Raw genomic sequence first — 12,943 nt, 5'->3', positions numbered from 1 at the left:
ACGCTGTTAAAACACCTTTAGTATTGAGAACGTGACCATGACCCGTATGAAATTCGCCATTGATGATGGCTCGACCAACGTAAAAATTAGCTGGATTGAGAACGGCACGCTGAAGACCGTGGTCTCGCCGAACTCCTTCCGTAAGGACTGGAAAAGCGCGGCGCTGCTGCGCGGACAGTCGGTGTACAACTACACCATCGGCACCACCAAATACACCTACGATGCGACCTCAGACAAAGCGTTATCCACCACGCACATCGACTATCAGTATGACGATCTCAACCTGCTGGCGGTGCATCACGCGCTGCTGCAGACCGGCATGACACCGTGCGATGTTGAAGTGATCGTGACGCTGCCAATCACCCAGTACTATAACCCGGACGACTGCCAGCGTAACGAAAGCCGTATCGAAGCGAAGCGCCGCAATCTGATGCGCGATATCTCCCTCAACAAGGGCGAGCTGTTCCGTATTGTGGACGTTCAGGTGATGCCGGAAAGCCTGCCGGCGGCGCTGTCTCATCTGCTGAACTCCAACGTCACCGAGTTCACCAAATCGCTGGTGGTCGACTGCGGCGGTACCACGCTGGACATGGGGGTGATTGTCGGCGAATTTGATGATGTCTCCGCGATTTATGGCAACAACGAAATCGGCGTGGCGATGGTCACTGACGCCACCCGTAAGCTGCTGGCGGCGGCTGACAGCGACTCCAGCTACCTGGTGGCGAACGAGCTTATCAAGCGCCGTCACGATATGGAGTTTGTTAAAAGCGTCATTAACGACGAATCGCGCATTGCGGAAATCCTTGAGCGTATTGAGATTAAAATTCAGGAACTCGGTGACCAGGTGGCCTACGAAGCGAAGAAATTCGCCAAAAACCCCAACCGCGTTTACCTGGTTGGCGGCGGCGCGCACCTGATTGAGAAAGCGGTACGTGAAACCTACGCCACGCTGGGCGACCGCGTGATCACCATCGATAACCCACAGAGCGCGCTGTCGCGCGAAATCTGCCTGTACCATGCGGACTCCAGCGTCGAAACCGTCGCCGCGCCGCATATGGCCGAGGTGGGTGACGATGAGTAACAGGCACATTCGCCGCGTTAATCTCTCGCTGCATTTGTCGCCGGAACACTCGCGCGCGGACCTGCGCGCGATGCTGCAACTTAAGAAGTGGCATCAGGAGCTGAGCCAGGCGGGCAGCAACTCTGGCGATGCCAATATGGAAATGCGCCGCTTCCACCGCAACGTTTACCTGGCCGGGCTGCAACTTCAGTTGCTGAACCCGCAGTTGTGTAGCCATGTTGCCGAGTCAATGGGCCGGGAAAAGCTGACGCTGGATGCGCTGTGCAGCGAGCTGTCCGCGGCCTCGCTGCTGCCCGTGTCGGCCAGCCCGACGGCGGCGCCTGCGGCCGAGCAAGTTGCGCCAAGCGCGGATTTTAGCAAGCAACAGTTGCGTCAGATGCGCGCGCTGATGTCCGAAGCGCTCCAGCGCCAACCCGCGCCCGCCGCGCCGGACGACGGTGCACGCGAGGAGCTGAGCCAGCTGCGTAGCGAAGTCGCCCAGTTGAAAACCTTGCTTAATCAGCAAAACCTGCTGCTGCAACAATTAAGGCTGTCTGGCCGCGCTGCTTCGCCTGCTGCCGAAGGCAGTAAAAACGGTGCGGCGGAAGAGGTCGACCTGAGCACCCTTGGCGCACCCGCGCAAAAAATGAAGCAGATCCGCCAGAAAGGCATTTTTTAAATGACGGGCGGTTTAAGTTGCCGCCGCTGCACGTCGCTTTTTCCGCACAATAATGAGAGATGAGGCTGGTATGGACAAAAGTGCGCATTATGTTGTTCGTTGCGTAGAGAACGCTAAATTCGATGTAGGTATCGACTTCGTTATTCAGCCTATCTTCGATTTATCCCGTTTTGCCTGTATTGGCGGTGAAGTGCTGGTGCGAGGCACCCATCGGCGTAACGTTGTCCCGCCGGTCGAGTTTATCCAGCACCTTGAAGAGAATGGCACCATCGTGGATATGGGCTACTACGTGATGGAAAAATCGCTGTCGTTTATTGCGCAAAAGCGGGCCGATGACCAGGAAGAATTCATGTACACGCTGAATATTTCCGCCGTGCAGCTGAACGATCCGGAGTTTGCCTACCATGCGCTGGGGATTGTGGAGACGCGGCATCTGCGGGCGGCGCAGTTGGTATTTGAAATTACCTCCGGACAGGTTGCGCTCACTGAAGTCGCTCGGCAGAACCTCCAGACGTTACAGGATGACGGCATCAATATCGCCTGGGATGGTATCGGCACGCTGGCGGCGCTACAGGAGCGGCTGGCCTACTGGATTCCGGATTACATCAAGCTCGATCGCAGCTGTCTCGCGTGCGGCCAGCAGAACGAAACCGAGCAGATCCTCCAGCTGATTGCCCAGCACGACATCGATGTCATCATTGAAGGTGTTGAAAACTATACGCAAACTTCCAACATGCTGAAACAGGGTGTGAAGTTCGGGCAGGGCTATCTGTTTTCCCGACCGATCAGCAAAGAGAGTTTCCAGCGTGAATACATGCAGCACCAACAGGCGCAAACGCGAGCGTCTTACGCGCATCGGTAAGTGCGCCCTGCCAGATGGAATGAATGAGCAATGTACAAAAAATACGCCAGTAAAGCCGATCGCAAAAACTATGCGCTGGTCGGTCTGGTTTTTTTAGGTTCGGTCGTGCTGGCGCTCTGGCTCACGTTTTACATCGCGCAGCGACAGCTGAATGTTCAGCTGGCTCATCAGGCGATACCCATTCGCAATGCGGTGGACAACCTGCTGGAAGAGACGCGGCGCGTCGCACGCGAAGCGCAGGGGTGGGTGGGCAAAACCTGTAACCGCCAGTTGGAAAGCCGCCTGAACGCGTTGCCGACGCGCGAAATGCGCATGCTGGTCATTAACCTGCTGGATGGCGATCGCATCACCTGCTCCTCACTGCTGGCTAACCAGGGCGCGCGGGTCGATCTGAGCGGCTTTAGCGCGCAGGGCGTGAAAATTGATGATTCCGTGGCGTCAGCGGGCATTCCGGTCTTTTCTCTCTACCAGCGCCTGGCCAATGGCGGCATCGTGGTGTCGGCTGACCTGCGCTACCTGTGGGGCATCATGGGCAACAGCAACCGCGATGAACGTTTCGCGCTGCTGGTGAATAACAAACTGCTGACACAGAACGGTATTCTGGTCGGTGAGCAGGCGAAACTTGGCGCGCAAGACTACCCGCAACGCCAGCCTGGTGGACTGTATACGCTGGCCTGGCGCTCGCCGGATACCGCTGATATCTGGCAGGAGATTCTGGGCTCCTGGCTGTATATCCTGGTTATCCTTGTCCCGCCGCTGCTGCTAACGACGCTGGCCTGGTCATTGCTGACGCGTCGTCGCTCGCTCTATCAACATCTGGTGAATGCGGTGCATCAGGACCGTATTACGCCCTACTATCAGCCGATTATTTGCGCCCATAGCAACCGGGTGATCGGCGCGGAAATCCTCGCCCGCTGGGAACATCCGGAGATTGGTTTCGTACCGCCGGATATTTTTATCCCGGTGGCGGAGAAAACGAACACGATCGGCCTGATGACGGAGAACCTGCTCAAACGCGTGCTTGCCGACTGCCAGCGGCCGGACTGTGTGCTACCGGACGGCTTTACCTTCAACGTCAACATCAGCCACGCGCACCTGGTTGCGGAAGATTTCAACGCCTTTACCAGCGAATTCGCCGCTCGGTTTAAACGGCTGCGTCAGCGCCTGACCTTCGAATTTACCGAGAACGAACAGATCAACTTCAATGATGATATTCTCAATAAAATCAAGGTGGTTCGTGATAGCGGCATTGCTATTTCGTTGGATGATTTTGGCACCGGCTTCTCCAACCTGTCGTGGATAGCCAGCCTGAGCCCGGACAGCATTAAGATTGATCGTATGTTCATCAACCAGATTTCTCCTGATGCCTCTACGCCGCTCATTAACTGTGTCATCGATATGGCGAGGCAGATGGGCATTCAGACGGTTGCCGAGGGGGTAGAACACGACTATCAGGTGGCCTGGCTACAGGAAAATGAGATCGACTTTTTCCAGGGATACTTTTATTCAAAACCTCTCACTTTCGCCGCATTTATCGACTATTTTCGTCACGATGTCATGACGCAGCACCTGAAAATGCCGCCGCTGCCGAAAGACACTTCTTTACAGCACTAGTCCAGGCGTCCCGCTAAGATAAACCGCGTATTCTTACGAGGTGATCATGAGCGAATTTTTCCAACGCCGCCGCGTGTACCGCTGGCTACGCGAGATAGTCGTCCTGCTGGTGCTGGCCGCGGTACTGATGTGGGGCGTTGACCGCTTTCGCAGCCCGACGCTTCCGGACTCCTTTTCCGGCATGGCCGTACAGACCCGGGATGGACAAAACATCGACCTGGCCGCGCTGAGCGATACGCGGCCACTGCTGATTTACGTCTGGGCGACCTGGTGCAGCGTGTGCCGTTACACCACGCCATCGGTAGAGAAACTGGCGGCGCAGGGGGAAAACGTGGTGAGCATCGCGCTGCGTTCCGGCGATGATACCCGGCTGGCGCAGTGGATGCAGAAAAAGCAGCTCACCATGCCGGTGGTCAACGACGCGCGCGGCGAGCTGGCGCAGCGCTGGCAGGTGAGCGTCACGCCGACGATCATTATCGTCTCTCAAGGGCAGCCGGTCTCGGTCACCACCGGCTGGACCAGCTACTGGGGCATGAAAGCGCGCCTGTGGGCAAGCCGATAAACGAGTCCGGGTATTATTGCTTTATTGATAATAGTCTATTGCGATTTATACCATTTATGTAATGAGTCTGCGGTCGTATCCTTCTTCGCATCACGTTACCGAGCGTAACGCCTTAAACCGAACAGGATACGACCATGAAAAACCTTACCGCGATTTTTGCTGCTTCCCTTCTCTCTGTTGCTGCCTTTAGCGCCACGGCGCAAAGCGTGACGGCGACCGGCTCGACGCTGGACACCGCCGAAGCGGCGATTGCCCAGAAGGCCAAAGAGATGAACGCCTCTGACTACAAAATCACCAGCGCACGCATGGGCAACACCGTGACCATGAGCGCCGAACTGTACAAATAAGAGGGGGAAACAGCATGTTATTCGATCAATACACTCTGAACGGGCTGTCGCTGACCAACCGTATCGTGATGCCGCCGATGACCCGCTCTCGCGCCGGTGCCGGTGACGTCGCCACCGATATGATGGCGGATTACTATGCGCAGCGCGCCAGCGCGGGGCTGATTGTGAGCGAAGGTACTCAGATCAGCCAGCAGGGCCAGGGCTACGCCTGGACGCCAGGTATGTACACGGAAGCGCAGATTGCAGGCTGGAAAAAAGTGACCACCGCGGTGCATCAGGCGGGCGGTAAAATCTTCGCCCAGCTCTGGCACGTGGGCCGGGTTTCCCACACGGTATTGCAGCCGAACGGCGCGCAGCCGGTCTCCTCTTCCGCCATTCAGGCCGAAGGCGTGAAGGTGTTTGTGGACGTCGAAGGCCGCGGCCCGGAGAGCGGCGTTGGCGCGATGGTGCAGCATGATATGCCGCGCGCGCTGCGCACCGATGAGATCCCGGCTATCGTTAACGACTATGCCCAGGCCGCGCGCAACGCCATTGCCGCCGGTTTCGACGGCATTGAGCTGCACGGCGCCAACGGCTATCTGATCAACCAGTTTATTGATTCACAGGCCAACCTGCGCGACGACGAATACGGCGGATCGCTGCAAAATCGCCTGCGCTTTATGAAAGAGGTGGTGACTGCGGTGTCTGAAGCGATTGGGAAAGAGCGTGTCGGGATTCGCCTGGCGCCGCTGACCACGCTGATGGGGTCGCGCGATGACACGCCGGAAGCCACCTATCTGGCGGCGGCCAGCGTGCTGAATGAACTGGGTATCGCCTATATTCATATCGCCGAAGCCGACTGGGAAGACGCGCCGGTGATGCCCGCAGCCTTTAAAGAGGCGCTGCGTATTATCTTCCACGGCACGCTGATTTACTCCGGTAAATACACCAAAGCGCGTGCGGAAGAGGCGCTGACTAAAGGCTGGGCGGATTTGATTGGTTTTGGCCGTCCGTTTATCGCTAACCCGGATCTGCCTTATCGTCTGGAACATGATTTGCCGCTGAATGCGCCGGTGAAAGAGCAGTTCTTTGGCGGCGGTAAGGCGGGGTATGTGGATTATCCGACGGCGGGGTGACCCGAACGGCTTCAGGTATCAGTAGGTCACGTTGATCGTGACCGTGTCGTTATACGTCGCCGGGCGGTAATTCGCGCTGGGAACGACGACATAGACGTACCGGTCGACCGCCTGGCCGGTACCGGTGCCCGCCACCGTATTGGGGGCTAAACTCCCCCACGGCGTGCCGCTCACTCCCACGGTTGAATTTAGCTGGTAGGGCACCTGATCGGGGCTGGTGGCGCTTTTCATCACGCCGCTGCCGGCGCTGTTGCCGTTGGACGGCGAAAGCCCTACGGTGTACGGCGTGGTGTTGGTGCAGGTCATCGTAAAGAAGTTATTGCCGGTGATATTGGTTCGCGTGTGGGGTACCGAATCGAGCGTAATATTATTGGTGGCGTTGATTTTGCACTGTTTATTCACGCTGGCCGTGACGTTGAATGCCATGTTGCCGACCACCGTTGTGCCACAGGAAGAGTCCGTAACGAGCGGATCGGATTTCGCCGTAATGGTGGTGTTCGTCGTGGTGAAGGCATCCAGATAGCTGCCGGGGGCCGTGGTCGCCTGCCCTGCGGGAACAGCGGCGTAGAACGGAATCGTATGTGCCACGCCGAGATCAAGCAACCCCAACGAGTACTTCAGCACCGAATTGCTCGAGACGCCCTGATTGCCCCATACGTTTGTCCGTCCAGCGTCCGTATACAGCTGGTAGCTGAGCTGGTTGCTTCCTGAGGCCATTTTACGGGCATCGACGGGGGCCCCCGAACTGGTGGGATAAAGGTTAAAGCAGACGGTGGCGGCGTTGAGTACTTCCGTCAGGCCCTTGGTACAGGTAAAGCGCAGCGTGCCGCTGGTGGTGCTGGCGCTGGCAAAGGGGTCGACCGTACCGAACGCCACGGTGGTGACCGTCGCCGTGCAGCTCAGCGCATGGCTTTTCATCGGGAAAAGACACAGCCCGGCAAGCAGTATCATCACTTTTAACCACATGGTTTCGCTCCTTATCGGCAGGTGATGGGCCCGATTTGCGGGATATCCCGCGCCGCTTGCGGGTAATCGAATTGGGCCTCGCATGCGCCTGCGTGGGTAGAAACGCGCAGCGTATTGTGTTCTTCAAGCGTCTCGAAATAGACCATGCCATCAAAGCCCACTATCGCGTTCTGCCTGCGGTTGCCGTTCAGCACCGCCGATGACCCCTCCGGGATCACGCTTCCCTGGCTGTCTTTCAGCACGATAAGCGCCGAGCGAACGGGTTTAACGGTAAAGTTCACCAGCGTGCCGGAACGATCGGCGGGGATCGCCACGGCGTTGACCGGATCGACCCGCATGTTGGCGGGCAGATCCAGCGGATTAATGCTGATCTCATTTTTCTGATAGCTATTGAGGTTGGTCACCAGCAGCCTGCCGTGGCTGTCGCTGGTACCGATAGGGTTGTTTTGCAGAATAATCGGCACATCCGGGATGCCGTCGGTGGAGACCACCGCGAAGCCATTGTTGATGGTCTGTGCGGCAAACAACCCGCCGCCCATCAGCACGAGCGAGCCGTCGGCACCGGCATACGCGGATTGCTGACCGGACAACCGACTATAGCCGCCATAAACGTTGCCATAACGCCCCAGATAGCCCAGCTCGCCCTGCGCATTTTGCTGGGAATCCAGCCGGTTAAGTGCCAGGTTCCAGCCCCAGCCGCCATCCGATGGCTGGGTCTGGCTGGCGTTGAGCGTATAGCTCATCTGGTCGTTGCTGCGCTGAACGGTGCTGCTGGCGCTGATGTTGTTTTCAAACGACACGCTGAGCATCAGATACAGGCTGCGATCGCGGCTGTTATCAATATTCTGGTTGAGCCCGGCGTTAATATAAACCCGTTCCGTCAATGACTTATACCAGTTGGCATTGGTGTAGCGCTGGGTTGATTCGCCGGGTGAGCGGAACTGCAAATAGCCGAGACTAAAGTTACCCAGCATATCGGTGTTATAGCCCACCACGGTGCTCTGGTTCAGCGAAGGCGGCGCTTCGCCGTAGCGGGTGGCGACGTCGTGATAGTCATTTACCGTCGCGATGGTGGCGGTGCTGAAGCTGAAACGTTCGTTGTTCCAGCGATAGCCGATGCTGTAGAGAAACCCCTGCTTTCCTGCGTCGGCGCTGACCGCCAGCGCGGTGGAAAGCGTGCCGCCGCGGTCACCGGGGATCCAGTCGCTGCTGAAGCCGACGTTGACCAGGCTTTCCGTGGCTTCGCCATGCGCGCCAGCGGTAAAGCTATTGCTAAAGCCGCGCCGCCAGGTGCCGCTAAACGCCGGGGTGCTGGCGTAGTCAAACGAGGTATAGCCGTAATTGTTGCGTACCACGCCCACTTCCGCCGACCATTCGGTCAACCCGCTACGCAAAAGCGATTGATCGTTGTAGAACGAGAAGCTCTGCACCGTGGTTTTGCCCAGCGCGTCGGTCATCGTGACCTGCGCGTTGCCCGCGCCGTTGATGGTCGGCAGGGTGTTGATCTCAAAGTTGCCCGACGGCACCTCCCCGTTGTAGTACTTCACGCCGTTCATATACAGCTCAACGCTGGAGGGCAGCGTCGCGGAGCCAAAAAAAGACGGCAGCGGCGTGGTTGGCGTGTAGGGCTGGAGGTTGTAATCGGTGCCAATCTGGAGCCCGGCGATGCGGGTTGGGCGCGACCAGTTCAGCGAGCTGGTCAGCGTATCGCCAACGGTTACTGCCAGCACGTTTTCCGGAAACGATGAACGCCAGCTGGTATCCAGTCGGGTGATTCCATTATTCAGGCTATAGCCGCTGTTATCGCTGATATAGCGCGCAATTTGCGTGGAGCTGAGTACGCCCAGCGCGCTGAAGGCACGCAATTCGGTATAGGCGCTGGCGTTGTTGTTTGACTCCTGTGAGGCATAAAGATCGTAGTTCAGCAGCAGCCCGCGCGCGGTGCTCGCTGTTGGGTTGGTGGCGCTTTGCTGGTTAAGCTGGGTGGTGCCCCTATCCAGCAGCGCGAGCGGTGCCGTCAGCGTCAGGCTTTGCAGCGCGGCATTGTAGTGAACCTCCAGCTGTGGGATATCGCTCAGGCTGACCGGATCCGGCGTTTGCGGCGGCAGGCGAATGCCGATTCTGCGCAGGCTATCGGCGCTGGCATAGAGCTTATTGTGGTCATAGCCAAAGCGTGCCAGGCCAATCGGATTCTGGTTCAGGGTGACATCCAGATACAGTTCGATCCCGGCCAGCGGCTTATCATCAGCAATGACGTCATCTTGCGGGGCATTGGGGTCTTTCATTTCCGCAGAGGCACCCCTTGCTATAAATAACACATTGAAAAATATCAAAATTAATACACGGAGTGGCACGCTATAGCGTTTGTACCGTTTTTTTGCCATTGACCATGACTTCTAGCTTTTCTCCCTGACTCGCCCCCGCAGGCAGCGGCCAGCGCATGGTGGCCCCGGGTAAGACATAGCCTAAGAGCCCAGGGGTAATATTTTTGCGGCTGCCGGTTGCCGTAATCAGGCTCACTTCCGACAGCTGGGCGTGGCCGTCTCCCTGGTTATTCACCTCCAGCCACGTCCGGCCATCGCTATGCTGGATTTGCCATTGCAGCCTGGCGTAGGTTTCATCGACGCCAGGCGGCTGGATAAAGACCGGCACGGAGTAGTGGAGCACAAACTGCAGGTTATTTTTTTTCGCCGTCGTCTGCGGCAACTCGTTGATCGACAGCCGATACGCATCTTCCGTCTTCGCGGGCGTGCCGGTGCGAATCACGCGTATTAGCTGCTTGCCGCCGGGCGGAATGGTGAGCATTGGCGGGCTGATCACCAGCCCCTGCGAGGCGGCAAGCTGATCGCTGTAGCCGCTCTGGCTCCAGCGGAACACGCGAACCTGGGCATTAATTGGGCTATCGCCCGAGTTGCTTAGCCAGATGCCTTCCGCACGCTGGCTCTGCTCGAGCGTCAGGGTAATCGGCGTAACCTGCAATCCGCTGGCTGCGGCGTAACCGCTGAAAAAAAGACAGGCGAGGGCGCATTGTTTCCAGTTCATACGTCATCCTTGAATTAATAGGTGACGGTCACGGTGACCGTGTCGCTATAAACATCCGGCGTAAAGTTAGCATTAGAGACGATCGCGTAAACCGTGAACGGCTGAGCGGCACCGTTTCCCGATCCCGATACCACGTTGCTGGTCCCGCCGCTGGTGACGTTGCCCCAGATGGCACCCGCAGTATCTTTCGCCAGCTGATACGGCACTTTGTCGGTATTACCGCTAGCGGTACCGGACATCTGCCCCGAGCCGAGCGTGTTGCTGTTCGACGGCGCAAGGCCGACGGTATACGGCGTTAATTGCGAGCAGTTAACGGAAATCGTGGTATTCCTCGTCACGCTGGGCGAACTGGCCGCCACCGATCCAAAGTTAATGGGCGAACCGGAGGTCACGCTGCACGATTTAGTAATCGTAATCTGTACCTGAAAAGTACTACTGGCGGTATCCGCATGCGCGCCAGAAATAAATGCCGATACCAGACTGAATAAAATGAACTTAATTGGCGTGTTCATAGTATTGATCTCTATGCAGGTATTATTTTTCCCTGGTAAAACAATAACGTATGAATATTTAATCCCTGATATAACTGTAGGATAGGCAGCAAAATTCTGCCAATTTGCCTTAAGACTATTTTATTAAAAATAGATCTCGCATCACCTTATTCGGCGAAAAATAGGAATGTAATATATATGATATATTTAAAAGTTAAGTGATTATTGGAAATGGAATAAAAGATATTAACGCAGAAGATAAGATGACTTTTATTTATTGAAAATGAAATTATGTTTAGTATTAATTAAATATAATGCTGAATTCAACCCGCAATTTTTCGGATCTTTCCCCAAAAAATAGTAGGGCTCGTGTGCCGCTCTATTGCCGGGTGGCGCGTTGCTTACCCGGCCTACAGCGGGCACCGTGCTCGTAGGCCCGATAAGCGTAGCGCCATCGGGCAATGCCCGTCATGAGCACGGTGCGGATATTCCTGCGAGCCTTAATGCACCGCCGATACCGCTGCTTCAATTCCTTTCAGCTTCAGATGCGCCTCCTTCAACTCCGCTAGCAGCTTCTGCTCCTGTTCGCCATAGGCCATCAGGACGATGCAGCCTTCCATCACCTTTACGCTAACCTGTTTCCCGGTTTCGAACCCGGCCTCGCGCAGCCATTTCCCGGAAAGGGTGAGGCTTGGGGTATTTTTGTTTGCACCCTGCGGGCGATATCCCACAATTAACGTGCGCGCGGTTTTTGCTGCGGGTAAGTCTGGGGTAGAATGCGGATCAGCCATAATCAACTCCTTGATAGTTGGTGAGGTTAGCTCTCGCCGAGTACTGCGAATACTGGGCGGGGGCGTTTAAATATCAGGTCACTCATTTTAAAGGTACGTACCTGATTGGTGATAGATTGCTCTTGTAGGTACGTACATGTCAACGACGAAACGAGACCCAAACCCATCAAAGTCCGGAAAAGCACCTACTTTTCAGATCCGTATTACGCCGGAGTTGAAGGCGCAGTTTGAGGCTGCGGCGAAGGCAGAGGGGATGAGTTTGGGGAATTGGCTCAAAACCTTAGGGAGAAAGGAATTGCAGACGTTAGGTATTGAGCCAGATTCTTAATCTATCTAGTCGGTACTATTTTTCGACGTGTTCAAAGCAATTATTACATAAACTTTGCTTTGTAAACGCTAAATGGTTAGTGTCGACTGGTTTCTTACAATGTGGACAATTGAAGGCTTCTCCAATATCCATTAAGAAACGTTGGAAAAATGCTTCTTCCAAGGATATTCGTCTGATTTCTCTTAATTCTCGGAGGTTTAGATCGTTCAATACAGTCGAGTCGAGTTTACTTTTGGTAATGTTTAGCGAATTATAACATCCGTAATCGACAGAATAGACATTATATACAACACCTGAGTGGTCTTGGTGAGAATAACCACTTTTTCTTAAATGTATGACCCTAAAGTCTATTAAATTCTGAATATGCTTATTGTTAGAATGTTTTTCAGGAATAAGGAAATGCATTGATTTTTTCTTTTCAATAACTTCTTGTACAATTTCGGTCAGAAGTTGACGTTCTATTTGATGTTTATCAACTTGTTCTTTCTTATCTTTTTCATACCATTCTGCATTAGCTGAGCGAATGTTCTTAACACTGATTCTTTGCGCAGTAGAACTTGACGATAAGATGAATTTATCGTAGCTGTTTAAGAATAAATTCATAAAATCACGTGGGATTCCTGCGCATGCAACGAGGACCTCATTTAATGCAACATTAGCAAATAATAAATTTATTAATTTATCTTTAGAGGTTTTGTTCTTACGTAACAGAGTAAGTATTAATGATTGATTTATTGATGTCAGATGTTTGTATAATAAATCATTGAAAAAATCTCGGGTCTGGTTTTTATTTACTTCAAAAACGTATCTCATGTCTAAAGGGTAGCTGAAAATATCGCCACCATCTTCTAACCCAAAGAATTTCTGCTCAGTTTTATAACCAAGGTTTGTTCTGTTTGGTATCGCTGCAATCTTAGTAAATACGTTTATAGCAGAGAATGTTTTTTTTATTATCTCAGCTAATAATGGTTGTATGCCAATATTAATTTCTGACCATTCATCAAGTAGAAGCATGATACCTTTTAATTCTAATTTATTCGTAAGAGTCTCTATACAATTTGTAATATGTAAAATAGATATGTGACC

The 12,943-nt window shown here is 54.4% G+C and carries 13 protein-coding genes and 1 pseudogene; 8 read left to right on the top strand and 6 right to left on the bottom strand.

What is annotated here, in order from left to right; translation table 11 throughout:
* Window positions 1-46 precede the first annotated feature (46 nt).
* The 7 genes from parM to ACW14G_RS09005 all read left to right on the top strand — a co-directional run bounded on the left by parM (window position 47) and on the right by ACW14G_RS09005 (window position 6,239).
* Window positions 47-1,081: a plasmid segregation protein ParM domain-containing protein gene (gene parM, locus ACW14G_RS09035; protein ID WP_249023273.1), complete on the top strand. Its 1,035-nt coding sequence runs from the start codon at window positions 47-49 to the stop codon at window positions 1,079-1,081.
* Window positions 1,074-1,739: a hypothetical protein gene (locus tag ACW14G_RS09030; RefSeq protein ID WP_249022576.1), complete on the top strand. Its 666-nt coding sequence runs from the start codon at window positions 1,074-1,076 to the stop codon at window positions 1,737-1,739. The genes parM and ACW14G_RS09030 overlap by 8 nt, the downstream gene beginning before the upstream one ends.
* 70 nt (window positions 1,740-1,809) lie before the next feature.
* Entirely contained in the window at window positions 1,810-2,601 is a 792-nt protein-coding gene (locus ACW14G_RS09025; RefSeq protein ID WP_249022577.1) for an EAL domain-containing protein, read from the top strand.
* Window positions 2,602-2,631: 30 nt separating this feature from the next.
* Complete coding sequence (locus ACW14G_RS09020; RefSeq protein ID WP_249022578.1) at window positions 2,632-4,215, top strand: EAL domain-containing protein; 1,584 nt, start codon at window positions 2,632-2,634, stop codon at window positions 4,213-4,215.
* Window positions 4,216-4,261: 46 nt separating this feature from the next.
* Window positions 4,262-4,777: a protein disulfide oxidoreductase gene (locus ACW14G_RS09015; protein WP_249022579.1), complete on the top strand. Its 516-nt coding sequence runs from the start codon at window positions 4,262-4,264 to the stop codon at window positions 4,775-4,777.
* 134 nt (window positions 4,778-4,911) lie between these two features.
* Complete coding sequence (locus ACW14G_RS09010) at window positions 4,912-5,124, top strand: YdgH/BhsA/McbA family protein (protein WP_167574777.1); 213 nt, start codon at window positions 4,912-4,914, stop codon at window positions 5,122-5,124.
* Between the two features lie 14 nt (window positions 5,125-5,138).
* Entirely contained in the window at window positions 5,139-6,239 is a 1,101-nt protein-coding gene (locus tag ACW14G_RS09005; protein ID WP_249022580.1) for an alkene reductase, read from the top strand.
* 18 nt (window positions 6,240-6,257) lie between these two features.
* Here ACW14G_RS09005 and ACW14G_RS09000 read toward each other — a convergent pair whose 3' ends face one another.
* The 5 genes from ACW14G_RS09000 to ACW14G_RS08980 all read right to left on the bottom strand — a co-directional run bounded on the left by ACW14G_RS09000 (window position 6,258) and on the right by ACW14G_RS08980 (window position 11,529).
* Window positions 6,258-7,205: a Csu type fimbrial protein gene (locus ACW14G_RS09000; protein ID WP_167574779.1), complete on the bottom strand. Its 948-nt coding sequence runs from the start codon at window positions 7,203-7,205 to the stop codon at window positions 6,258-6,260.
* A gap of 11 nt (window positions 7,206-7,216) precedes the next feature.
* Entirely contained in the window at window positions 7,217-9,490 is a 2,274-nt protein-coding gene (locus ACW14G_RS08995; protein ID WP_249022581.1) for a fimbria/pilus outer membrane usher protein, read from the bottom strand.
* Window positions 9,491-9,560: 70 nt separating this feature from the next.
* A complete protein-coding gene (locus tag ACW14G_RS08990; RefSeq protein WP_249022582.1) occupies window positions 9,561-10,247 on the bottom strand; it encodes a fimbrial biogenesis chaperone in 687 nt (228 codons plus the stop codon).
* Window positions 10,248-10,261: 14 nt separating this feature from the next.
* Window positions 10,262-10,759 carry a Csu type fimbrial protein gene (locus tag ACW14G_RS08985; protein WP_249022583.1) on the bottom strand — a complete coding sequence of 166 codons (498 nt, stop codon included), beginning with the start codon at window positions 10,757-10,759 and terminating at the stop codon, window positions 10,262-10,264.
* Between the two features lie 479 nt (window positions 10,760-11,238).
* Window positions 11,239-11,529, bottom strand: a complete 291-nt coding sequence (locus ACW14G_RS08980) for a SymE family type I addiction module toxin (RefSeq protein ID WP_249022584.1) — start codon at window positions 11,527-11,529, stop codon at window positions 11,239-11,241.
* Between the two features lie 136 nt (window positions 11,530-11,665).
* Here ACW14G_RS08980 and ACW14G_RS08975 point away from each other — a divergent pair, with 136 nt between their 5' ends.
* On the top strand, window positions 11,666-11,857 hold the full coding sequence (locus tag ACW14G_RS08975; protein WP_419057315.1) for a toxin-antitoxin system HicB family antitoxin: 192 nt from the start codon (window positions 11,666-11,668) through the stop codon (window positions 11,855-11,857).
* Between the two features lie 15 nt (window positions 11,858-11,872).
* Here the strand turns inward: ACW14G_RS08975 and ACW14G_RS08970 are convergent.
* Window positions 11,873-12,943: pseudogene (locus ACW14G_RS08970) on the bottom strand (ATP-binding protein); the annotation flags it as partial.

The sequence above is a fragment of the Kluyvera sp. genome, from assembly GCF_965301105.1.
This window is presented reverse-complemented; position numbering and strand designations above follow the sequence as displayed.